At 44.8% G+C, this 24,432-nt stretch carries 20 protein-coding genes and 2 pseudogenes; 20 read left to right on the top strand and 2 right to left on the bottom strand.

The features are described from left to right. The first annotated feature begins 24 nt into the window (after positions 1-24). The 20 genes and pseudogenes from IT774_RS07975 to IT774_RS07885 all read left to right on the top strand — a co-directional run bounded on the left by IT774_RS07975 (position 25) and on the right by IT774_RS07885 (position 23,403). Entirely contained in the window at positions 25-1,617 is a 1,593-nt protein-coding gene (locus tag IT774_RS07975) for a cation:proton antiporter family protein (RefSeq protein WP_195812101.1), read from the top strand. A gap of 119 nt (positions 1,618-1,736) precedes the next feature. Next, positions 1,737-2,213, top strand: coding sequence for a bacterioferritin (gene bfr / locus IT774_RS07970; protein WP_195812100.1), 477 nt, complete (start codon positions 1,737-1,739; stop codon positions 2,211-2,213). Further along, positions 2,213-2,680, top strand: a complete 468-nt coding sequence (gene bfr / locus IT774_RS07965; RefSeq protein ID WP_195812099.1) for a bacterioferritin — start codon at positions 2,213-2,215, stop codon at positions 2,678-2,680. Before bfr (IT774_RS07970) ends, bfr (IT774_RS07965) begins: the two co-directional genes overlap by 1 nt. Positions 2,681-2,985: 305 nt before the next feature. Next, positions 2,986-4,419 carry a cytochrome-c oxidase, cbb3-type subunit I gene (gene ccoN / locus IT774_RS07960; RefSeq protein ID WP_195812098.1) on the top strand — a complete coding sequence of 478 codons (1,434 nt, stop codon included), beginning with the start codon at positions 2,986-2,988 and terminating at the stop codon, positions 4,417-4,419. 15 nt (positions 4,420-4,434) lie between these two features. Further along, positions 4,435-5,040, top strand: coding sequence for a cytochrome-c oxidase, cbb3-type subunit II (gene ccoO, locus IT774_RS07955; protein WP_195812097.1), 606 nt, complete (start codon positions 4,435-4,437; stop codon positions 5,038-5,040). A 1-nt stretch (position 5,041) separates the two neighbouring features. Continuing rightward, positions 5,042-5,215 carry a cbb3-type cytochrome oxidase subunit 3 gene (locus IT774_RS07950; RefSeq protein ID WP_195812096.1) on the top strand — a complete coding sequence of 58 codons (174 nt, stop codon included), beginning with the start codon at positions 5,042-5,044 and terminating at the stop codon, positions 5,213-5,215. A gap of 4 nt (positions 5,216-5,219) precedes the next feature. Further along, positions 5,220-6,179: a cytochrome-c oxidase, cbb3-type subunit III gene (gene ccoP, locus IT774_RS07945; protein ID WP_195812095.1), complete on the top strand. Its 960-nt coding sequence runs from the start codon at positions 5,220-5,222 to the stop codon at positions 6,177-6,179. A 95-nt stretch (positions 6,180-6,274) separates the two neighbouring features. After that, the gene (locus IT774_RS07940) at positions 6,275-6,754 is read left to right on the top strand and encodes a FixH family protein (protein ID WP_195812094.1); all 480 of its coding nucleotides are present in this window, start codon (positions 6,275-6,277) and stop codon (positions 6,752-6,754) included. Then, a complete protein-coding gene (locus tag IT774_RS07935; RefSeq protein WP_195812093.1) occupies positions 6,754-9,153 on the top strand; it encodes a heavy metal translocating P-type ATPase in 2,400 nt (799 codons plus the stop codon). The genes IT774_RS07940 and IT774_RS07935 overlap by 1 nt, the downstream gene beginning before the upstream one ends. Then, a complete protein-coding gene (gene ccoS / locus IT774_RS07930) occupies positions 9,150-9,347 on the top strand; it encodes a cbb3-type cytochrome oxidase assembly protein CcoS (protein ID WP_195812092.1) in 198 nt (65 codons plus the stop codon). The genes IT774_RS07935 and ccoS overlap by 4 nt, the downstream gene beginning before the upstream one ends. Then, entirely contained in the window at positions 9,334-10,026 is a 693-nt protein-coding gene (locus tag IT774_RS07925) for a sulfite exporter TauE/SafE family protein (RefSeq protein WP_195812091.1), read from the top strand. The genes ccoS and IT774_RS07925 overlap by 14 nt, the downstream gene beginning before the upstream one ends. A gap of 442 nt (positions 10,027-10,468) precedes the next feature. After that, the gene (gene uspE / locus IT774_RS07920) at positions 10,469-11,389 is read left to right on the top strand and encodes a universal stress protein UspE (protein WP_195812090.1); all 921 of its coding nucleotides are present in this window, start codon (positions 10,469-10,471) and stop codon (positions 11,387-11,389) included. 87 nt (positions 11,390-11,476) lie between these two features. Next, positions 11,477-11,662 (top strand): annotated as a pseudogene (locus IT774_RS07915) (tRNA 2-thiocytidine(32) synthetase TtcA); the annotation flags it as partial. A 164-nt stretch (positions 11,663-11,826) separates the two neighbouring features. Continuing rightward, a complete protein-coding gene (locus IT774_RS07910) occupies positions 11,827-13,083 on the top strand; it encodes a site-specific integrase (protein WP_195812089.1) in 1,257 nt (418 codons plus the stop codon). After that, positions 13,067-14,758, top strand: a complete 1,692-nt coding sequence (locus IT774_RS07905; RefSeq protein WP_195812088.1) for a hypothetical protein — start codon at positions 13,067-13,069, stop codon at positions 14,756-14,758. Before IT774_RS07910 ends, IT774_RS07905 begins: the two co-directional genes overlap by 17 nt. Beyond that, positions 14,755-17,103: a hypothetical protein gene (locus IT774_RS07900; RefSeq protein WP_195812087.1), complete on the top strand. Its 2,349-nt coding sequence runs from the start codon at positions 14,755-14,757 to the stop codon at positions 17,101-17,103. Before IT774_RS07905 ends, IT774_RS07900 begins: the two co-directional genes overlap by 4 nt. A 211-nt stretch (positions 17,104-17,314) precedes the next feature. Beyond that, positions 17,315-18,771, top strand: a pseudogene (locus IT774_RS18015) (TerB N-terminal domain-containing protein). Then, a complete protein-coding gene (locus tag IT774_RS17030) occupies positions 18,747-19,898 on the top strand; it encodes a tellurite resistance TerB family protein (RefSeq protein WP_218958958.1) in 1,152 nt (383 codons plus the stop codon). The pseudogene IT774_RS18015 and the gene IT774_RS17030 overlap by 25 nt, the downstream one beginning before the upstream one ends. Positions 19,899-19,900: 2 nt before the next feature. Continuing rightward, entirely contained in the window at positions 19,901-21,208 is a 1,308-nt protein-coding gene (locus tag IT774_RS07890) for an ATP-binding protein (protein WP_195812086.1), read from the top strand. Beyond that, a complete protein-coding gene (locus IT774_RS07885) occupies positions 21,205-23,403 on the top strand; it encodes a DEAD/DEAH box helicase (protein ID WP_195812085.1) in 2,199 nt (732 codons plus the stop codon). The genes IT774_RS07890 and IT774_RS07885 overlap by 4 nt, the downstream gene beginning before the upstream one ends. A gap of 391 nt (positions 23,404-23,794) precedes the next feature. On the opposite strand, the gene IT774_RS07880 is transcribed toward IT774_RS07885, so the two are convergent. Together IT774_RS07880 and IT774_RS07875 are read right to left on the bottom strand one after the other, a co-directional pair. Then, positions 23,795-24,058 carry a Txe/YoeB family addiction module toxin gene (locus IT774_RS07880; protein ID WP_195812084.1) on the bottom strand — a complete coding sequence of 88 codons (264 nt, stop codon included), beginning with the start codon at positions 24,056-24,058 and terminating at the stop codon, positions 23,795-23,797. Continuing rightward, positions 24,051-24,305: a type II toxin-antitoxin system Phd/YefM family antitoxin gene (locus IT774_RS07875; RefSeq protein WP_018982647.1), complete on the bottom strand. Its 255-nt coding sequence runs from the start codon at positions 24,303-24,305 to the stop codon at positions 24,051-24,053. The genes IT774_RS07880 and IT774_RS07875 overlap by 8 nt, the downstream gene beginning before the upstream one ends. Positions 24,306-24,432: the final 127 nt, after the last annotated feature.

The following is a 24,432-nucleotide window of genomic DNA, read 5'->3' as shown; positions in this document are numbered from 1 at the left end:
ATTTTTTCGGATTCAACCCAACGTATGGAATATGTGTTTCTGCTTTTCGCCTTTGTTTGCGGGCTTACCATTAAACTGACCGGCATCCCGCCCATGGTAGGGTATCTCGCCGCCGGTTTTATTTTAAACGCCTATGGTTTTTCAATGACCGACAACTTACAGCAGATTGCTGATCTCGGGATCACCATCATGCTGTTTACCATCGGCCTGAAGCTTAATGTAACAGATTTGAGCAAACGTGAAGTGTGGCTGGGTAGTATTGCCCACACCATGGTTTGGGTGGCAGTCACCAGTGTGGTGGTGATGGGATTGGGCTTTGTTTTTGCCAGTGCCACCGGTGCGATGAACTGGCAAAATGCCGCCCTGATTGCGTTTGCGTTAAGCTTTTCAAGTACCGTGTGCGTAATAAAAATTCTTGAAGAAAGTGGCGAAAGCAAAACCCGTCATGGGCGTCTGGCCATTGGTATTCTGGTTATGCAGGATGTCTTCGCGGTGATCTTTATGGTGGCGGTGACCGGCAAACTGCCCTCCATCTGGGCGCTGGGGTTATTGGGGCTGATCCCGGCCCTGCCGCTGATAAACCGTATTATAGACCGCTCGGGACATGGCGAGCTGCTACCACTTACCGGCTTTGTGCTTGCCCTGGGCGGCTACCACCTGTTTGATATGGTGGACATGAAAGGCGACCTGGGGGCACTGATTGTGGGCATTTTGCTGGCCAGACATTCTAAAGCAGTGGAATTATCAAAGTCATTGCTGGCCTTCAAAGATCTGTTTTTAATTGGGTTCTTCTTATCTATCGGCCTGACTGCGCTGCCTGATCTGGACATGTTGTTACTGGCGCTGGCGGTGTGCTTGTTATTACCGCTCAAAGCCATGTTGTTCTTCGGCTTGTTTACCTCCTTACGACTGCGAGCCCGGACCAGTTACCTTACCAGCCTGGTGCTGTCTAACTACAGTGAGTTTGGGCTCATCGTTGGTGCGTTAGCGGTGTCGCTGGGATTACTGGGAGAGCATTGGTTGGTGGTGCTGGCGCTGGCCGTTTCCCTGTCCTTTGTCCTTACCAGTTTATTGTATCGTAATTCCCACAGCCGCTATATACGCATAAAATCTGCCATCACCCGCTTTGAGCGGGACCGTCGTTTACCTGAAGATATTTACCCTAGCCTGGATAAAGCTCATTTTTTGGTGATTGGGATGGGCCGGGTTGGTCTTGGTGCCTACCGTTCGTTAAGCAAACTGGTGGACAGCCGGGTGGTTGGCATGGATGCAGATCGTCCAAAAACGATTCGTCTACGTAAAGAGGGATTGAATGTTATTTGCGGGGACGGTGAAGATATCGACCTGTGGGAAAATCTGAACATCACCCAGGCGCAGCTGGTTTTGCTGGCCCTGCCTTCCATTGAGGATGCCATTAATATCACCCGCCAGCTTAAACATGCTGGTTATACCGGAAAAGTGGCGGCAATTGCCCGTTATGAAGACGAAGTAAATTCGCTACTGGAGCACGGCGTGGACAAAGTATTTAACTTTTTCACCGAAGCCGGCTTGGGCTTTGCCGAGGAAAGTCTGGCTTATGTCCATGCAAATCAGAATGTTATCATTCCTGACAAATAGGAACGAAGGCTGTAGTGATAACCATTATCGTTAGTATGCCTTTGTTTTTAAAGGTATTTTTGACTACCAGTTAAGAAAGCTTTATACTTTAGCCCATAATTTATTAAGAGGATCTGCACATGCAAGGCGACCGTCAAGTAGTAGCCATGCTCAATGAAGTGCTGACATGCGAGCTAACCTCCATCAACCAGTATTTTTTGCATGCCCGCATGTTTAAAAACTGGGGCATTCATGAGCTAAACGAAACCAATTATAAAAAGTCTATCAAGGACATGAAGCAGGCCGATGACCTGATTGAACGGATCCTGTTTTTAGAAGGCCTGCCAAATTTACAGGCCCTGGGGAAGCTCTATATCGGCGAAGCGCCCCAGGAAATGATTGGCTGTGATATGCGTTTTCAGATTGAACAGCTGCCGTTGTTGAGAAAGGCCATCGCCCTGTGTGAAGAAAAACAGGACTATGTGAGCCGGGATTTACTTGAAGCCATCCTCAAGTATGAAGAAGACCATCTTGACTGGCTTGAAACCCAGGAATTCCAGATCGGCGCGATGGGACTTGAAAACTATCTGCAGGCGCAGGTTAAAGGAGACGACTAATGAAAGGTAATGCAAATATAATCTCCGGACTGAATGCTTTGCTGGCGTATGAACTGGCGGCGATGGATCAGTATTTTATCCATTCTCAAATGTATCTCGACTGGGGCTTACACAAACTTTATGAGCGCATTGATCATGAGTTTGATGATGAGCGTGGCCATGCGACAAAATTGATTGAACGGATGCTGTTTTTGGAAGGCACGCCGGACATGCAAACCCGTACCGGCTTTAAAGTGGGTCACAATGTGCCGGCGATGCTGGAAAGTGATCTTCGGGTTGAGTACGAGGTTGATGCAAAATTACGGGAAGTTATCGCACTGTGTGAACAGGAAAAGGATTATGTGACCCGTGAGATGCTCATCGAGTTACTGGACGATACCGAAATGGATCATGCCCGCTGGTTAGAGCAACAGCTGAATCTTATCAAGGTCCTGGGTTTACCAAACTATCTGCAGTCACAGATGTAACAAGCTGACCAAACCGTTAAAATAGCAAAAAGCTGCAATTTTTAGTGCAGCTTTTTTTTTGTGTCAGGTACGGCCCAAAGCCCCTATGCCGTCCCCGCTGATGTCAACAGAGTGTAAAAACCCCGTAACAACCCGGCTTAGTGAATTTTACTTCACAATTGTTTATCGGCCGGAGCCAGTCATGCTAACTTTAGGGTATCTTTTTGTATATAGACACATTATTATCCGCGTAACTGTTGATGCGTTTAAAACGTGAACAATTGGTGTTGTTAACATCCGTTGCTTAGAAGTGGAAGATCCAGTAAATGAGTGAAATCAGTCAGGAAAAGCCGGTCTACAACTACAAGGTTGTGCGGCAATTTACGATCATGACCATTGTCTGGGGTATCGTAGGGATGGGATTAGGCGCCTTTATTGCCGCTCAGTTGTTTGCCCCGGTCCTGAATTTCGATTTACCCTGGCTTACTTTTTCGCGGCTTCGCCCGTTACACACAAACTCCGTTATCTTTGCTTTTGGCGGGTGTGCCTTGTTTGCCACGTCCTATTATGTGGTGCAGCGAACCTCGCAGGTACGATTGTTTAGTGACAAACTGGCTGCATTTACTTTCTGGGGCTGGCAGGCGGTTATTGTTAGCGCCATTATTACCCTGCCGCTCGGGTTAACGACTACGAAAGAATACGCTGAACTGGAATGGCCCATCGATATTCTTATCGCTTTGGTGTGGCTGGCATACTGCATCAACTTCTTCGGCACGATGATCATCCGCAAAGTCAGCCATATCTATGTGGCCAACTGGTTTTTTGGTGCCTTCATCCTCACCGTGCTGGTTTTGCATATTGGTAACAGTATGGCGATCCCGGTTTCTTTCACCAAATCTTACTCACTGTATGCCGGCGCTGTAGATGCCATGATGCAGTGGTGGTATGGCCATAACGCCGTAGGCTTTTTCCTGACCGCCGGCTTTTTGGGGATGATGTATTACTTTGTACCTAAACAGGCTGGCCGACCGGTCTATTCCTACCGTTTATCGATTGTGCATTTCTGGGCGTTGATTTCACTTTACATCTGGGCGGGTCCGCATCATCTTCATTACACGGCCCTGCCGGACTGGACCCAGTCTTTAGGAATGGTGATGTCGATCATTTTGTTTGTGCCCTCCTGGGGCGGCATGATTAACGGTATTATGACGTTATCCGGGGCCTGGCATAAACTGCGCACCGACCCGGTGCTGCGATTTCTAGTGGTGTCACTGACCTTCTACGGTATGTCTACCTTTGAAGGGCCGATGATGGCCATCAAAACAGTTAATGCCCTGTCGCATTACACCGACTGGACCATTGGTCATGTGCATTCCGGCGCATTAGGCTGGGTAGCCATGATCTCTATCGGTTCGGTTTATCATCTGATCCCAATCCTGTTCCACCAGCGGGCCATGTACAGCGTGCGTCTGGTGAATCTGCACTTCTGGCTGGCGACCATCGGCGTGGTGCTGTATATCGTTGCCATGTGGTTCTCAGGTGTACTGCAGGGGCTGATGTGGCGTGCAGTCAATGCCGACGGCACGCTGACGTACAGCTTTGTAGAGTCGCTGGAGGCGTCTAAACCGTTTTATGTAGTACGTTTCATCGGGGGTTGTTTTGTGGTGGCAGGCATGCTGGTCATGGCTTACAACACGTGGAAGACCGTTCGGGCACCCCGGGGCAGTATTGCTGCCGATGTTGCTACGCAGCCGGCATGATAAGGGAGTTGTAGCGTGAAAAATCCACATGAAATAATAGAAAAAAATGTCGGTTTGCTGACCATACTCATTCTGATCGCGATCAGCCTGGGCGCATTGGTGCAAATTACCCCGCTGATGTTTCAACAGCAGACCATGGAACCGGTGGAAGGGCTGACCCCATACACCGCCCTGCAACTGGAAGGTCGCGATATCTACATTCGTGAAGGCTGTGTGGGCTGTCACTCACAGATGATACGCCCGTTTCGGGCCGAGACCGAGCGTTATGGCCATTACAGTGTCGCGGGTGAATCAGTATGGGAGCATCCGTTCTTATGGGGCTCAAAACGAACCGGGCCTGATTTGGCCCGTGTGGGTGGCCGGTATAGCGACGCCTGGCATTTAGCGCACCTTCGTAACCCACGGGATGTGGTACCAGAATCGAATATGCCGGGTTTTCCGTGGTTGCTTGAAAATGAGCTGACCGGAGAACTTACCGCGAAAAAAATGGAAGTGTTCAGAGGCTTTGGCGTGCCTTACACCGATGAGGATATTGCCGGGGCGAAAGCCGCTGTGGCCGGTAAGACAGAAATGGAAGCCCTCATCGCTTATTTACAATCACTTGGGACGCATTTGAAATAATATGGATCAGGGCATTGTAGGTACCATTTTTACATTATTGGTTTTTATCTGCTTTTTTGCTGTGGTGTGGTGGGCATTTAGCAGTCGTAACAAAGACAAATTCGACGACGCGGCCAATTTGCCGTTTGCAGACGAAGGCCATCAGGAATCAGACAAAAAGAAGCGGGAGTCATGAACTCATGAGCATGTTTTGGACAATTTGGATCTCGGTAATTACGCTGGGTACCATTATTGGGTGTTATTTCCTGTTGCGCTGGTGTCTTACCAACTTCACCGATGTCAAAGAAGGCGAAAGCATGGGCCACACCTTTGATGGTATTGAGGAGCTTAATAATCCTCTGCCAAAATGGTGGACCATTCTGTTCTACGTCACTATTGTGTTTGGGTTTATTTATCTGATTTTGTATCCGGGTCTTGGCAGCTATCAGGGGTTGTGGGGATGGAAAAGCTCAAACCAGAATATTCAGTCGCTGGCAGAATCGGAGCAGGCCAGAAAACAAGCTTTGGAAGATGGCATGTATGTCGAATATGATGTCAGCCTGGCTAAAGCAGCCGAACGCTTTGGACCGATTTTTGAGGCTTTTGCAAAAACCCCGGTAGAAGAGCTCGCGGGTAACCCGGATGCCGTAAAAATTGGCCGGCGTTTATTTTTACAAAACTGCGCCCAATGTCATGGCTCCGATGCCAGAGGCCAGAACGGGGGCTTTCCCAATCTGACCGACGATGACTGGCTGTATGGTGGCAGTGGTGCGAAAATTACTGAAACCCTTATAAATGGCAGACAGGCGGCGATGCCGGCATGGCTGGATGCCATGGGTGAACAGGGTATTGACGAGGTGGTCGCGTATGTTCTGAGCCTGAGTGGTCGTAAGGTGGACCAGGCGCTGGCCGATAAAGGGGAAGCCCGGTTTGCGGTCTGCTCCGCCTGTCATGGTCCTGATGGTAAAGGCAATCAGGCGTTGGGCGCTCCTAATCTGACCGATAATATCTGGTTATATGGTGGCAGCAAGCGTGCCGTTACCGAAACCCTGACCTATGGTCGCAATGGGGTCATGCCTGCCTTTAAGGATACGTTGGGTGAAGATAAAATTCATGTGGTTGCCGCCTATGTTTATAGCCTCTCGCACCAGCCTGAATAACCACTGACCTGTTCGTGGCGCAGCTTCTTATAAGAAGCTGCGCCATCTTCAATTTTCTCAATGTAGTCTCATTCTCAGGTAGTAAATAGCCCATCATGCACGATCCCTGGTATAAACAATTCTGGCCCTGGTTTTTCATCGTGGTGCCCTTTGTCACATTGATAATGGGCGGCCTCATGCTCTATCTGGCAATAAATACACAGGACACCCTGGTGGTGGATGACTATTATAAAGAAGGCCGCGCCATCAATGCCTCGATAGCCCGTGAACAGGAGGCCAAAGTTCGCAATATCAGTACTTCTTTGCAAATTGAAAAGGGCGTCGTACTGGTAACGTTTTTATCCGGTATGCCTGCCCAGGGTACCGCCATACGACTATCGCTATACCACACCACCCTGGCCTCAAGGGACATTTCGGTATTATTGAGCCGGGATGCCAACGGCGTTTACCGGGGTTTTATCAAACAGGATATAACTGGCAAATGGCGGGTGACCATAGAGCCGGTCGATCTGGTTTGGAAACTGCAAACAGTGGTATTTTTACCCTCAAAACAGCCGGTCACGATTAATCCCTGATGCCCCCGGACATTTGTTTTCATTGCCACCAGCGCCTGCCTGAGAATTGTGCTATTGAAGCCGAGGTGCTGGCTCAGACCCACCGGTTTTGCTGTTACGGCTGTCAGGCAGTCGCCCAGGCCATTGTGGCCAATGGTCTGGAAGACTATTATCGGTTTCGGACTCAACCTGCCGCCCAGGCCCGCGACGCGGACTTGATGCCCTCCGAACTTGCCTTATTTGATGATCCGGAACTGCAACAGGACTTTGTTCATCACGATGGCGATCTTCAGGAAATAGAGCTTACCATTGAAGGGATCAGCTGTGCCGCCTGCGGCTGGCTTATAGAAAAACAGTTAAGCAAAACCGCCGGGGTCAGGCAGATAGCCGTGAATGTCTCACAACGCCGGGCCTTACTTCGCTGGAACAGCCAGCAGACCAGATTAAGTACCCTGCTGGCCCGGTTGAAAAAAATCGGCTATCAGGGCTTTCCGTTTCAGCCTGACGAACACGAAGCCTCTTATCATCGCGAGCAGCAACAGTTTGTAAAAAAACTGGGGCTGGCGGGCATAATGACGATGCAGGTTATGATGCTCATGGCCGCGCATTATTTTGACTGGCTGGGGAATATGACCTCGGTTATGCGACAATACTTCAATTGGATTGCATTGCTACTGACCACCCCGGTGGTAGTGTACTGCGGCTCAGTATTTTACACCGGTGCGGTAAAAGCGCTGACGGCGCGCACGGTCAATATGGATGTGCCGATAACGCTGGCCATCGTGATCACCTACCTTAGTGGGCTATGGGCCACCTGGCAGCAAACCGGCCAGGTATTTTTTGAGTCCATCTGCATGTTTATTTTTTTATTGTTGCTCAGCCGGTTTATCGAACATAAGAGTCGCTACCAGGCCATGCAGATCTCGGCCAATATGCTCAAATATATGCCGGTTTCCGCGACTAAAGTCACTGATCATGAACACACCTCAGTGCTGGCCCGAAAACTGCTGTGTGACGACCGTATCCTGATTCGTGCCGGTGAAATCATTCCGGTAGATGGGAGTCTCATTGGCGGCAGTACCTACGTTGACGAAGCTATGCTTACCGGCGAGTCCACTCCGGTTGCCAAACATCCCGGGGATACCGTATTTGGCGGCACCTTAAATCGGGAACACAGCATTACCATCAAGGTCACCGCTACGCTCAATGCGTCTTTGATCAGCCAGATTGTGCGCTTACAAAGCCAGGCAATGGCCAGTCGGCCCGCGGTGGCGGTACTGGCAGATAAACTCGCCACCGGTTTTGTGACTATGGTGCTGCTCATTGCAGCTGCCACCTTTGGTTACTGGTACACCCAGGGAAACCCAGAGGCCTTGTGGATCACAGTGGCGGTTCTGGTGGCCACCTGCCCCTGTGCGCTTGGGCTGGCCACCCCCACGGCCCTGACCTGCGCGATGGCCCGACTCAATCGCTGGGGGGTACTGCTTAAACGTAGCGACATCCTTGAAACTCTAGCTGCTATCGATACTATCGCATTTGATAAAACCGGAACTCTAACCCGGGGTGATTTTCGTATAGTACAGGCCTGGTATGCCCAACCCGACGACGCCGATGCGGTGTTGTCTATGGCATGTCAGATTGAGCAACATTCGTCGCATCCACTGGCCATGGCTTTTACCGACATAACTCACCCTCAGCCTGTGAACCAGGCTTCTAATCCACCACTGACAGTGCAGACCCATCCTGGTTCAGGGCTTTCTGCCACGTGCCAGCAAAACCATTATAAAATAGGCTCCCCCGGGTTTACCGACACGGTCGATGCCACCCTGCCCTTTGCCGCAAATGTGCTGATGACATGTAATGATACACTTATCGGTGCCTGGCATATTGCAGACACGGTAAAACCCGACGTGCATCAGGTATTGCAAACCCTTAACGACAAACACTGTTGCATTTTGAGCGGTGACAGCCAGCCAAATGCTCAGTCCACCGCTGACGAGCTTGGTATCCAAACTGTGTATGCCGGCCTCACCCCGGCCGCCAAACTCATCACGCTAAAGCGTATGCAACACCATCAGCATCAGGTGATGATGGTGGGCGATGGCATCAATGATGCTCCTGTACTTAGCCAGGCCAATGTATCGGTCGCCGTCGGTAATGGTACTGATATCGCCAAAGCCAGCGCTGATATTATTTTTTTAAACGAGAGCCTGAGCGCACTGCCCGGGTTATTTAAGATCAGTAAGCAAACCCGCCGTATTATCCGGCAAAATTTTGGCTGGGCGCTGGGCTACAATATCTGTGTGCTGCCGCTGGCAGTCAGTGGTGTTCTGCAGCCGTGGATGGCGGTTGTAGGAATGTCGTTAAGTAGTATCATTGTAATCATCAATTCCACGCGTCTTATCAGGATAGCCGGATGAATATTATTTATGTGCTGATCCCGTTGGCGGTAATCATCGTCGCCATCGCCATTGCAGTATTTTTCTGGGCAGTACGCAGTAAACAGTTCGAAGATTTGGACCGCCAGGGCTATAGCATTCTGTTTGACGACGATTTGTCCGAACAGGAAAAAAAACTGGCTGATGAACGTAAGGCGCTCAATGACCGAGATTAGTCTTATGGGCGCGCTTCTTATCGGCTTAGCCGGCGGAGTGCACTGTGTGGGAATGTGTTCGGGTATTGCCGGCGCCTTGCGCTTTGCTACCCCCACTGCCCATAGTCACTGGCCCTACACCCTGAGCTATAACGCCGGGCGCATTTTAAGCTACACCTTATTTGGGGCAGTGGCAGGCTTTGTGGGCCAGCTCTCGGTCCAAGGTGTGCCGGGCAGCTTTCCGATATTAAAAGTGCTCAGCGCCCTGTTATTACTTGCCATGGCGGCTTATCTGGGCCGGTGGTGGCTGGGTTTACGTAAACTCGAACAAGCCGGCGCGGTTATCTGGAAACATATACAACCGCTGTCTAAGCGCTTTATTCCGTTTCGTCACCCCATTGCCGCCTTGCCCTACGGCATGATTTGGGGATGGCTACCCTGTGGACTGGTGTATTCCGCACTAAGCTGGTCCATGATCAGTGGCAACCCGACCACAGGTGCATTAGTCATGCTGTGCTTTGGCCTGGGCACCCTGCCGGCGCTGTTGGCAAGCAGCATCGGTGCTTCCTGGCTGGCCAGCTCACTTCAGCGCCCCTGGTTAAGACAATCGGTGGCCATATTCCTGGCCCTGTATGCGCTGTTTTTGGTTGGTTCTGTGTTTCTGGGTCAGGCTGGGATCCTGCCTGCGCACCATCATTAATAGTGTTTTTACCCGCCCTTGCGCGGCGACCATACTTCACCCTTCATGATTGATGGCGCTGGCGCTGAAATTATCCGGGCTGGCGAATGACTGATGCCGCTTAACACGTGGTGTAACCGGCGTACAGCACCGGTATTCTGGCTTTGGGATATCGATCATAGCAGTCTGAGCCGCGCAGGTTTTCTGCTTTCACATTTCTGACTGGCGAGGCCCTGGGCAGCACCGACATTTTGGGGCGCTCAGCCGCTTTCAAAAAAATAGCCTTGATGAAGGCGCGGGCAAGCCAGCTAGCAGCACCAATTCGGGTAAACAGCAGCCAGCCCAGCCTTTTATGGCGTATTAAAGCCGGTGCCACATACTTTTTTGTTACCGCACCAGGAAGTCAGCGCTAAATGGTATTACACTTATAATTGTGTGAAATCAGCCTTGGGGGAGAAAAGCCATGATTAACTACCAAACCATAATGGCGGTGATTGACAATGATCTTGATAGTCAGCCCGCCTTTTCGCGTGCTCTTGAGCTTGCCGAAAAAACCGACGCGACCCTGGTTGCGTTGTTGGTGGTGTATGATTTTTCTTATGAAATGACCACCATGCTATCCGGCAATGAACGTGAAGCCATGCGCAGTGCTGTTTTAAAATCCCAGCGTGACTGGCTGGAAGAAGAAATCCGGCGCTATACCGAGCGGCCGGTAGAGCTTATTGTTAAATGGGAAAGCCGCGCGTTTGAAGCAATTATCCGCACAGCGGCAGAATGTGATGCCGATATTGTTTTAAAAGGCAGCCGTAAAGCCGATGATCTGGCCTCGGTGATCTTTACACCCACCGACTGGCATTTACTCAGAAAATGTCCCACTCCGGTACTGATGGTAAAAGCCCATGCCTGGCCGCCCCAGGGCAACATTATTGCCGCAGTAAATGTGGGTACCGAAGATCCTGAGCATGCCCAGCTTAATGATAAAATAACCGATATTGCCAAAGATTACGCCAGTTTACTGACCGGTAATGTACATCTGGTTAATGCTTATCCTCATGCACCGGTGAGTATTGCCGTAGAAATTCCCGAGTTCGACACCGAAGCCTATCATCACGCTGTACAAAAGCATCACCAGCAAGAGATGGATCGCCACAGCACCCGCTATGAGCTACCGGCCGAACAGTGCCATGTGCGTGAAGGGCTACCCGAAAAAGTTGTGGCACAAATGGCCCATAGCCTGGATGCTGAATTGGTGATTATTGGTACCGTAGGCAGAGTCGGTTTGTCGGCGGCGTTTATCGGCAATACCGCCGAGCGGGTCATTGATGCCCTGCACTGTGATGTGCTGGCCATTAAACCCGATGGCTTTGAATCGCCGGTAACCTGATTCATTCGCAATTAACTGCTGCTAAGGGTGACGTTCGGCATCTTGATTTTGTATAATACGGCTTTTGAAAGTCTGAACAGAATTTGTATGAGTCAACATGCCGACCAGCCCCAGGCGGGCCAGCCAGAAGCGCTAACCAGTGCGCAAAGCAAACAAAAATACAGTTTTAATAAACTGCAGAAGCGTCTTCGCCGAAATGTGGGTAAAGCCATAGCCGACTTCGGCATGATTGAACATAATGACAAAATCATGGTGTGTCTGTCTGGTGGTAAATTATAATAAATAAATATTTTGTAAACCAACATCCCCCTCTTAAGCTCTTTCTAAATCATCATTAGAAGAAACTCTGACGCTTTATCCTATTATCCTTTGAATGTTTTAGTAAAGCTTGGTAACTTTTGAGTTACCGATTAACAATTAAATATATTCTGTAAACCATGAAAGTAAGTGTTTACCCAGTTGGTTCAAGACGGTTTGTAGCTTTTGTTGATGAAAATGAGATCCCGATTTACCCGCTTGCAAATGCGTTCATCTATGATGTCTTTTTAAATGCGTCTTTTTCTACTAAACAGCGTATTGCTCAAGAGCTAAAAATTGTGCTGGGATACTTCGAATCACACGGAATCGATTTGGAGAAAAGAATAGCTGCTGGAACACTATTGTCTTCAACTGAAATCAGTAAATTCTATGGCCAGTTGATGTTAAGGAAAGATTCTTTTGAGCGAACGCAGAGGATATCTATAATTCCGAGCGTTCAAAGTAAAAATATCAGAAACGCTATCGCTGCATCGCTCCATGACAGTTGTAAAGTCTCTGTCGAGACTCGTTCTGGGCGAGTTAGAACGCTCAGAAAATACCTAGAATTTTTGTTCAGTCACTTTCATGGGGATCAGTTTCCCCCGCAAGGTCTCATCAATGCATTCGAAACGATGTGTTGCAAGCTAAAGGCTAAAGAGAGCTATACGAACACGAAGAGTTCAGCACAGCCAGTCGAATTAGTGGAAAGCGTCATTCCTAATGATATTTATCAGCAATTCCTACAAATTATAATTCCAAGCAATGTAAACAACCCATTCAAGTCATCTAAGTTAAGAAATTATTTAATTCTCTCAATAATGGAACAGGCAGGTATTCGGCGAAGTGAAGTATGTAAGATAAAGATATCAGACTGTCAATTTCATGATGAGTACAACAAAATAAAAGTGTACTCCTATCCTGATGATAAGAGCGACCCTCGTATCAATAGACCTGACAAGAAAACTGGAAGATCTCATATGTCTGGAATCAAACCAAGCTTAATGAAGGATATAGAGTTTTATATCAGCCATGTAAGAAATAAGTTTACTGCTTCCAAAAAGCATGATTTTCTCTTTGTTGCAGAAAAAAACAGTCACGGAACTGCTGGATTACCTATCACAAGAGAAATGGTTAACTACATGTTCTCTCGAGTCTCAACTTCGTTGAATTTCAAAATTCACCCTCACCTCTTAAGACATAAATGGAATGAACGATTAAGTGAAATAGCAAAGAAAAAAGGGTTAGATAGAGAATACACAGAAGACCTCAGAAGAAACGCGATGGGTCATGCGCCTGATTCGCAAATGGGGAGAGTTTATAATGACAAACATGAGCAATTGATTGCAATCGAACTAATGACAAGGCACCAGGAAAAGATTGATGGGTCAAAAGAATAAAAACCAGATTTCTTTTACTTCAGAGATAGATGTTGCAACTGAGTTCTATAGTCAATCTGGATTATTTGTTAAGACTAGTGACGATATGTGGGTACTCTCTTCTATCGGCAAAGGGAACACAGTTGATGTCGGATGGCTTAACTCATTTAAATTTAACCCAATATTAAGAGATACTTTAATTGATACGCTGATTCATTACGCAGAAACAAAAACTGCGGCCACCGTATCAACTCAGCGATTCGCTTTAATCGACGCTTTTCCAAACGACAAAGTTAGTATTGACGAATTCAAGAATAAATGGAATGAACTCAAAAGCTCGACTAGAAAAACTCTCAAGGGGTTCATTAGCACGGCTGTAAAGAAACTCAATCACAAACACATGATGGAGTATCACGAGATTACAAAGGAGTATAAACACAAACAAATTTTTAACGCTTTGCATCCAACCAAAGGACGCCTCACCGACTACGAATACGATTCTTTGCTTCACAATGTAAGAACATTGTGCGCTGAACTACCGACCACTCCACCAACGGACATGTCTTTCTATCAACAAAGAAACAGCCCCAGAGGTCAAATAAAGAGGAGAGCATTTAGTTACTTTAAATCAGTTGTCGCGTATCGCCTCATGCTACAACTAGCAAGAAGACCCAGGCAGATAGCGATGCTGAAATGGTGTGATGTTTTGCCTGTAGGAACCTCTTTTCGTGATGCTAATGTTGATGCAGAACCGACGTATATAGGTGTAAAGTCGCTTCACTTCAGGTGCTTTAAAATAAAACAAAACAAGAGTGATAATAGTTGGAGGGCTACACCTGAGCGGTGGACAATACCTATCAGTGAATCTTGCTCATTACTGATTTTAAACTTTCGAGCCATTTACCTAAAAGGATTATCTTTGCATCTTGAACAACTGGGAGTAAAAGGCCATGCTTCTGAAGCGTCACGCTTAATACTTCACTGCCCTATTATTCCATCACATGAGCTTTTCACGGCAGAGTTAACTGATGTAAAAGTTTATAACGCAATGAAGCAAGAAAACTCCAGCATTTTTCATCAATCCGAGAGCAACATCAAAAGCTACGAAGCCCAAATTGGAAAAGGCTTCTCGGAAAGGCATGGAACTGCGCAAGGCACAAACAATAGATTAAGACACACTTGGTTATGTAATGCGGCCATACAAGGGAGATCACTTTCCGATATCTCTAAAATTACGAATGTCACGATACCTAATGCCAGAGCATACTTACAGCTCGGGTTAAAGGAGAGGCAGTTTATTGATAAAAATTATGGAGCAAATGAATTGCTCAGGGAAGCATTTAATCCGGTTACTACATTAAAGCAAACAGACTTATTAATTGAAGATGAGGTGGGTGTAGCTATAGGCGTGGAGAAAAGCGCACCAACCTGTCAAACCTGTCAACATAAAACGCACTTGGTAAGACCGATACCTTGCTATGGTTGCTTAAATTTCAGACCACTTTTAAATGCGGATCATTCATTGATTCTCGAGCGTGCAGAGGCTAAACGTGATTTTATGCTTAGGTTTCAATCAAATGGTGTTAATTCAGGCGCTTTACATAGCATCGAGAAAGCCATAGCGTTCATAAAGCTTACGATAGCAGTATGTGATGAAACCAAACGTTATCGAAATGGCCTGTCGGAGTCGTCGTGAAAGACCTAAACAAATATTCAATCAATCTGAATGTTTTTGTTAAAAGCTACCCTAAACAACTTCCGGTAAATGTTGAAGGAATCGATAGTAATACAGCGAGTTGGGAAGATCCGGTTTGGTATATTAAAGATATTCAAACTGGTGTACAGCACAGATACATATTTCTTAAAGCTGCGAAGGGCATCAATAGGGTTGCGAAAGATAGTGCTATCAGAAAGCCTGCAGACATTGAATCTGAAATACTCTGTCAACCATATGGATATCTCCTTAAAATCTACGCGTTAGAAGTTCAACCATCCAGCATTGTCAACAATTCGAAACAGCTTAGAGTTACTAAAGCGGCTCAAATCCTTACAAAGGCTGAAGAGCTTGGAGGCATAAATAACATCCCACTAGTTTTTTGGAACTGCATAGATGGCTCCAATATTTTTTGGGATTTTTGTGAAAAGCATAAGCTGCTTTCAGGAGCCCAGCGCCCTATCCACGCAGATAGAGAAAGAGGAGCTGACGCCACTTTCACAAGAAGCCAGAAGCACTTAAAAATGACTTCAGAGTCAATGATTTATGCACTTGGAGACATATTTACTAAAGTCTTTTATGATGTCGATAAGGACGGTAACCTTAACTCTGGGGGAGGTATAAACATACCTGATGCCTTGACCATAACCGCCGCACTTCTGGGGCTGGCATCCCCTAACAGGCTAAATGGCGAAATACCACTTTTACCAAATCAACAGCTAAAAGTAATCCAGCCAAAAAATGGAAACGAAGTCTACTATCTTGATTGGCCAGGCAGCAAAGGGTATCAAGACAATCAAAACCACATATTAAAAGCGTTGGTACCTCAAGTTAAGAAAGCGATTAATTTTTTTTATAAATACTTGGCACCAGAAAGACACTTTATCCGCTACCTAAAAAACATGAATCAAACATGGAAATCCATTATGAATGGGTTAGAAGTTGAAAAAGAAAGAATGGAAAATCTGGATTTCCACCTTCCTCCAAATTTATTTACTGTAGCATACGCACTGGGTTTCTACCCAGTAACCTATGAAATTGAGATACTTAATAGTCGAGATGAAATTTGCCCAAATAATAGCGCAAAAGGCTGGTCCTGGGGCTTACCACGATATTGCAGCAAAAGAAAACGTCGTCTTAAAAGAGCAGATATGGTTACCCGTAAAAGTATTGGACGAGTCCATCCTGATGATTTAGTGCTTAACTTAACAGGGCAATCTGGAAAGACACTTTATTCTATTCAAAAGCTGTTAATGTGCGACATTTTCAACAAAAGTTTTTCTGAAAGACTCAATCTACCGTTAATTGCAACGATCAAAGATGTGCAAAAATCTGTTGTTAGAATTATCAAAGAGACAATTCCAACCTTTCCTCTCAGTCACACAGATACTGAAATAGGATTAGATTTGGAAAGCGCGCTATTTTGTATATCACCCGGTAAGCACAATTTTGGCTCCTCTAAAGGAATGGCAGGAAGTCCTCTTAGTATATTTTCACTTTCTAAAGTAAAGACTCATTTTGTAACTCGCCTGAATCCCGGAAAAAAGCAACAGAACTGTAATCTATTTTACAAATATGGATTTGGAAACCAGAAACTTAGGCTTCATTCCTTACGACATTTTGCGAATACTCAAGCAGAAAAAGGTGGTATTCCAATCAACGTTATTGCCACTTGGTCAGGTCGAAAGAGTATCAATCAAACTCTTGAGTACATTCACACTTCAGACAAAGAAAAAGCAGACAGATTGGTAGCTACTCTCGATTTAAATGACGCTAAAAAGGACATTAGGGTCATCACAACAGAAGAGTTGCGAACAAAACACTTTTTGCCTGCCAGCTTGACTGAAACAGGTGTGTGCGCCCAAGAATTGGCAGTTACTCCATGTAATCACATCAATGACTTTTTGAGTGGCTGTTTGGGGTGCGAGAGTGCGTGTTACGTATCTGGTGATGAGTCTGCCATTAATGTATTAGAGCACGATCTGAGATTTCAGGTAGTTAGGCTCAATAGATTAAGGCATTCAAAAGAATCATTTTTTTCCCAAGCAAATAAAAACTGGTTGGTTAAGCATTCTCAAGGGGTTTCACTTCTTGAGCAACTGATTGTAATTCTTAAAGAGCATAAGCGTGGTCAACTAGTCAGTATTTCGTCTGATAGGAGGTATTTTTTCATAACGGATCTAGATACAAAGCACGTCGAAGAAAAACGCTTAGCGCTTCCTGCAGAAAAAGAGCTCCTTAAAGGACTAGAGGTATATTCGGAAGATGGTAAAGCAATTCCAGACAGTATGAAATCACTCATTACCAAATTTGGCTTGGAAAATTAGACTGTTAATACTTGCATCATCAAACGTGTTGCAACTTCGTAGGTATAGCGGACACTTTGAGCTATGGTGATACGCATCTGAACTAGGTTTATTTTTTCGTTTGTTTTGAGTATGGCTTCATCAAGCCAAATCAGTTAGTTTAGGTAACAGCAAGTTTTCACCATTAGCACCGACTATACAGGTTTGGGTGACTAACATAGAGGTTTTTTACATGGAAGTTGTATATGTTCTTCTCGCCATATTTATTATTTTTCTTCTAGCAAAGCCTAAACGTAAAGCTGAAATAATTAAGCCTAGGAGTGAATTTGAGAAAGTTAGCGATAATCCAACAAAAGAATTAAACAAAACTTCAATTAGAAAGGTTTATGAAACTGAAAAGGTGCACTTATCCGATTCAAATTCTCTCGAGGGTTGTAAAGAACAAAAAGATGTCAATCTTGGTTCTGCAAATATGGACAATCAGGTAATCAACAGCAGACGCATAGAAGGTAAAGGCGAGAATAGGATTAAGCCATATATATCTGAGCGGAGTGAAGAAGTCAAAATAGTAGAAGGCACGGAAAAGGCTAAAGGTAACGCACCAGTCGAAAGTTCAAAAGTATCAGCTACTCCCCAAAAGGCTTTGGAAAGTTTGGCTTCTCGACTTAAAAGCCAATCTCAATACTCTTCTTCAAGAGTTGAACATGCTTCTAGTTCATCTGCTTCCGATGACGGTCTCGCCTCGTTTAATATTTTTGAAAGCTCAAAATCCCACAGCGATTTCGTAAAGGTAGGGAAAAAAGGGACGTGGATTGGAAAGTACCAGGAAGTTAAGGTACATGGCCGTACGCTAAGAGGTTTTCTATATGTTGGGGAACGAATGGAATCCTTGCGTGAATATTCGCAAGAACCTTCATTAGTGAATGATTCTTTGCCTGCCGCAAAGCCATCAAATAACGCATCTGGATTCTATATTGACGACACACTCGGCTACTGGCCAAGTTATGGTTCATTATCAAAAGAATGTCGGGGGCTTACCTTGACTGGTTAGCAACAGATAGAGATATGAAAAATTCGCCGATTGGATTCGTTTTTATTTATTTCAATGGGCTCGAACGTTTTGTGATAGAGAATAGCAAGGAGATAGAGTCTAATAGAATTCATTTTGAGCATATATATAATGAAGTGCTTCGTTTAAATCAGTCATTTAGATCAAGCCGCTCGTTCTACAGTTATTCATCTAACTTCCTTGAGCTAATGTATTTGCTCAAACCAGATTTTTTCGAAAGTAGAAAAAACGAACTTCCCCCAACACGTCATTCATTACTTTTCAAGTCTCGGTTAGCAGAACAAGTAGTCGCAACAAAAACTGTTGATGAATTATTAGCGCTTGAGTGGATTAAAAATACCGAACAATATAGTTTAAGAACGGCTGCTAGGCGTTGCGAAGTTGAATTTGATTCCTTGTTTAAAATTTATTTCAAGCATAAGTACCCTGACGGTATGGTTGTTAAGCCTAATAAAACTAAATTAAGTGCAGAGTACTACCCGGCGAACAACGGGATACCTTCCGTTAAGATAACATTAGATGGATTACCCGATCCGAGCATTCTAAAGGGCCGGTTAACAAGCTTATACCTATCGCAGATAGAGTTACTGAGGAATTGGCAACTTACAGTCGATATTTAGGTAAAGCTGACACAACCAAAGATGACTTAGCAGCATTAATGTTACTTCCTAGTGCCATCGCGAATAGTCAGCCTTCTCCATTAGTCGAAACTTTTAAAGCTTGGGCAAAGACTATTATTTCTGAAAATGAGGGATTGACAGATGTTGCCGAATTTTGGTTACAGACAGGATTACCGAAACCAGAAGCCATCAACAAAAAAGAAAGTGAATTGATTTGTAGTCTGGCAAACTTTGCGAATGTTGGGGTTGCTCCTGATTTAAAGTATCACCACGCGAAACTTAAGTTAGATGGGAAAATCGTGTTGTTTACACCAGGTCATGAAAACGGTTTTATCCCCAGTCATACATTTAACCAAGTAGGTGTGGCCCTTCGGTTAGGAGCGATGGTTGCCAGTATAGATGGTTTTGTTGATGAATCAGAAAGTACTGAGTTACGAAAGCTCATAGCGCATGATGAAAAGCTAACAGATACAGAAAAGCGCTCTTTGCAAGCATATTTGACATGGCGCTTAGCGACACCCTCCGACAATACCGGTTTGAAAAATCGACTTAGTAGCTTGGGTGCAAAGGAGATTGAGTTTGTTAAGCGGTTTATTATTTCTATAGCACTTGCTGATGGCAATGTTGATAACAAAGAAGTAAAACAGATCGAGAAACTCTATACGAATTTAGGGTTGGACAAAGATACAGTATCGAGTGATATACACCAACTAACTACGAGTAATCATCAATCAGTTTCCGGCCGCGAAAGTTCATCCGAATTTTCCATTGATGAAGCTATCTTAGCGCTTCATGAGAGTCAAACTACAGAGGCGAAAAGTATGCTAGAGGAGATATTTACCTCTGAAGAAGATAATGAAAGTGAAAGTTTAAAACTTGCTGAATCTTCAAATGATATTAATGGATTAGATCAAGCTCATAGCCAGCTTTTTGAAAAGCTCTGTACTCAAGCGCACTGGAGCCGTAATGAAGTGGCTAGAATATGCGGTGATCTTAATCTTATGATTGATGGTGCAATCGAAACCATTAATGATTGGGCGTTTGATTTAGTCGATGCGCCAGTGATTGAAGATGATGGCGAAATATACATCGATCAAGAAATAGTCGAAGAAATAAGGGAGTTATAGTAATGGCAGCCAAAAAAATTAGAGCTAAAGAGCGAGATGCTATTATCCAGTCGCTTAAATCCGGTGTTACGCCAAAGGTAGGGATACAGCACATACAAGTCGGCAGAGGCAACGAGTTAAAAGCTCTGATTGCGGATATAGATCGGGTTACTGAAGGTGGCTCAGCTTTTCGTTTAATTATTGGTGAATATGGTTCCGGTAAAACTTTCTTCTTAAGTGTTGTCAGGGCTATAGCTTTGGAGCGGAAACTGGTAACTGTGAATGCTGATTTATCTCCGGATAGACGTGTTCATGCATCATCTGGACAAGCCAGGAATTTATACTCTGAGCTCATGCGGAATATGTCCACTCGCAATAAGCCTGACGGTAATGCTTTAACGAGCGTAGTAGAAAAGTTCATTACTGAAGCGCGAAAAGAAGCTGATAATAACGGTAAAGATATCACCACTGTAATTCAAGAAAAGTTATCTTCATTGTCAGAACTAGTGGGAGGATACGACTTCTCTAAAGTGATTGAAGCTTACTGGACTGGACATGAAACAGACAATGAGACGCTAAAAAACAATGCAGTAAAATGGTTAAGAGCCGAATATGCAACTAAGACCGATGCACGCAAAGATCTTGGGATTAGGGGTATTATTTCTGATGCATCGTTTTACGATTCTTTAAAGCTAATGAGCCTATTCGTGAGGCAGGCAGGCTACGAGGGCTTATTGGTTAACCTCGATGAAATGGTAAACTTATACAAACTCAATAGTACTCAAGCGCGAGTGTCGAACTATGAACAGATCTTAAGAATATTAAATGACTGTTTGCAGGGATCTGCGGAGTATCTAGGCTTTTTACTCGGGGGAACACCTGAGTTCTTACTTGACCCAAGAAAAGGCTTATATAGCTATGAAGCACTGCAATCACGCCTAGCTGGTAATACATTTGCAAAACAAGCTGGTGTTATTGATTATTCTTCGCCTGCGCTACATTTAGCTAGCTTGACGCCTGAAGAGTTATTTATTCTTCTGAAAAATCTGAGGCATGTTTATGCGTCTGGCGATGAAACACAGTATTTAGTGCCGGATGAATCCCTTAAGGCATTTTTAGTACATTGCAGTAAAACAATTGGTGAAGCCTATTTCAGAACTCCAAGAAATACCATAAAAGCCTTTTTAGATATGCTCGCAGTAATAGATCAAAATCCAAGTATTTCATGGGATAGCTTGATTGCGAAAATTGATATTGTGGAAGAGAAACCATCGGATGTTGAGCTTGATATCGAATCAGAAGAAGATGGACTAGCTGATTTCAAATTATGATAGATGAACACGAGAAGCTGGATTTTCGTGTACAGCAGTGGATTTTTAAGCAGGGCTGGGATCGCCTACGAGAAATTCAATGCCTAGCGATTGATCCTATCTTGACTGGTTGCACTGATGTACTCATTAGCGCTTCTACAGCAGCAGGCAAAACGGAAGCGTTTTTTTTACCTGCGATAAGCACTATTGCAGAGGATAAGCGGGGCGTCGGGATCTTATATATAAGTCCCCTAAAGGCGCTAATAAACGACCAAGATAGAAGGCTTGAAAGTCTAGCAGATATACTAGACCTACAAGTTACGCCTTGGCACGGTGATAGTGCTCAAGGCCGGAAATCAAAGCTTAAACGAAATCCTTCTGGCATCGTTTTAATAACACCTGAGTCATTAGAGTCACTATTAATACGGGATAGTGGTTGGGTTAAATCTGCTTTTCAAAATTTAAAACATATTGTAATTGACGAATTTCACGCATTCATAGGGACTGAACGTGGTCATCATTTGTTGAGTTTACTTCACCGATTAGAGCATTTACTTGGTCGCCTAAAAACTCCTATACCCAGAACAGCATTAAGTGCCACTCTTGGCGAATTAGAGACCGTACCACTCTCTCTTAGGCCAAATAAATCATTACCATGCAAAATAATCAAGCAAACGCAATCTTCGGCTTCGCTAAAAATGCAGGTCAAGGGCTACATTGAGACCAATACAGCAGTAGGTGATGCCGTGCGAGCTGAGCAGCTTGTCTGTAATGATTTATATGAACTTTGCCGAGGTGGTAACCATCTAGTCTTTGCGAATAGCAGAAGTCGTACTGAAATTCTTGCAGCAGTATTGGCCGATATGTGTGAGAGTAACGCAGTACCAAATGAGTTTTTTCCTCATCATGGTTCCCTTTCAAAGGAAATGAGAGAAACATTAGAAGCTCGGCTACAGCAGGAAAAGCTCCCAACTACTGCAATTTGTACCATGACCTTGGAGCTTGGTATTGATATTGGAAAAGTTAATTCAGTTGTGCAAGTTACAGCGCCTCATTCGATAGCTAGTTTGAGGCAAAGAATGGGGCGGTCAGGAAGGCGCGGTGGTGCAAGTATTCTAAGGATGCTGATTACCGAGAACGAACTGACAAAGCAATCCAGTATTGTAGATAAGTTACGTCTGGAGCTAGTTCAGTCATTAGCGATGGTCAGACTATTAGTTGCTAGTAAATGGTATGAACCGGCTGACTCCTTACTATTGCATTTCTCGACACTTCTGCATCAAATATTAGCGTTAACTGCCCAGTGGGGAGGAATAAGAGCTGATCAAATATATAGTTTACTGTGTAAGGACGGCCCGTTTCAGCATGTTACCGTCGCTCATTTTAAATGCTTATTGTCCCATATGGGCAATACTGAATTAATTACTCAGTTAGGTAGTGGAGAGCTAGTTTTAGGGCATGCAGGCGAAAAAATAACGAATCATTATAGTTTTTACGCCGTATTTAAAACACCTGAAGAATTTAGAATTGTTTCAGGCAGCAAAACCTTAGGAACACTTCCTGTAGATAGCTTGATTTTAGAAGGTCAACATATCGTTTTTGCAGGAAAAAGGTGGGTGGTTGAATTAGTTGATGTGGAAAAAAAGGTAATATTTGTCAACCGCGCTAAAGGAGGGCAACCACCTAAATTTGGCGGTGCTGGAATGGCGATTCATGATGTGGTTCGACAAGAAATGTTTAAAATACTGAGTGAGAGCGACTACAAAATAAAGGTTGGCGAACACCGAATAGAGTTTGCGGATGAGATTGCACAATCATTGTTTCAGGAAGCGGCTAAATTTTTCCAAACAGCTAACCTTGTAAAAAACAATTTTATTCAGCAAGGTAATAGAACTGTGATCCTCCCCTGGGCTGGCGATAAAGTTGTAAACACTATCGTTGCTGTACTGATCAGCAAGGGTTTCGCTGCCGGAGCATTCGCAGGAGTGATCGAAATTGAAAAGGCCGATTCACAAGATGTAATCAATGCACTTAAGAGTTTTCAGACTGATGGCACAATATCTGCGAATGAGTTAGCAGAGTCAATTCCCGAAAAGGCGATCGATAAGTTTGATGAGTATTTACCTGAATCTCTACTTATACATGGTTATGGCGCAAAAGCGTTTGATATCGACAATGCCAAGATTAAAGTCGAAGAACTATTGGAAGTTTATTGAGCTAAATATAAATACATATTACCGCTAATGATCAAAGTCAGAAATAGAAATCACATGGTTGAATGTCTGCTTGACTTAAGCCGTCATAAAGACATCGATGAAAATCACCGTGACAGGTCAGGAGCGGACATCAGCCTCCAGATGATGATGACTAAAAGGCAAATGCAACTCTAAAGTGCGTAAATTCTTAATTAAGGTGTAGTGGCTCATATCTAATCTGTCACTTTTAATAAAGGGTTTCGACTTGTTCTGACAGTCGGCATTAGACAAACAGCGGACAGTCAACGCTAAGCTAACGGGCACAAACATGCGGCGAAAATGGCAAAGCCGCCGCGTATTTGTGTCCCAGCGAGCCCGCGAGCGACTTAATTTAATTGTTAGCTGCCACCTACTAGTAATGGTAACGGCACGAGATAACCGTAATTGCGGTATCGTCCACGGCATATACTAAACGGTTGGTGTCATCTATTCTGCGGGACCAGAAACCTGAAAGGTTTTCTTTAAGAGGTTCCGGTTTTCCAATTCCATCAAATGGAGAACGCTTAACATCTGAAATTAACTTATTGATACGTCTCAAGGTTTTCTTATCTTGAGTCTGCCAATAAACGTAACTATTCCAAGCTTCATCAGTCCATGATAACAACCTGTTACTCATCAATAAGTTCTCGCTGGGTCGTTTTTGCCGCTTTAAACTGTGCTATTGAACGATTTAAGTGTTCAGCGTTCGCTGGAGAACGAAGTAAATGAACGGTTTCCATAAGACTGTTGTAATAATCTAATGACATTACAACAGCATCTTCAGAGTCACGACGAGTGATTACTGTTGTATCTGCATCGTTGATTACATTGTCCAAAACGGCTTTTAGACCATTTCGAGCTTCGGTAAAAGAGACAATTCTCATTTTGCACCCCACTTGTACATTATATGGTACAAGTTTAGATCGGAAATGAGCACATGTACAGAATATTGTGCATTACTGCGTCGTGGCCGCTAACTTTTAAATAAGGGGCGCAGGCACGTGGGGCATA

This window comes from Salinimonas marina (genome assembly GCF_015644725.1).
Taxonomy (GTDB): Bacteria; Pseudomonadota; Gammaproteobacteria; order Enterobacterales; family Alteromonadaceae; genus Alteromonas.
This window is presented reverse-complemented; position numbering and strand designations above follow the sequence as displayed.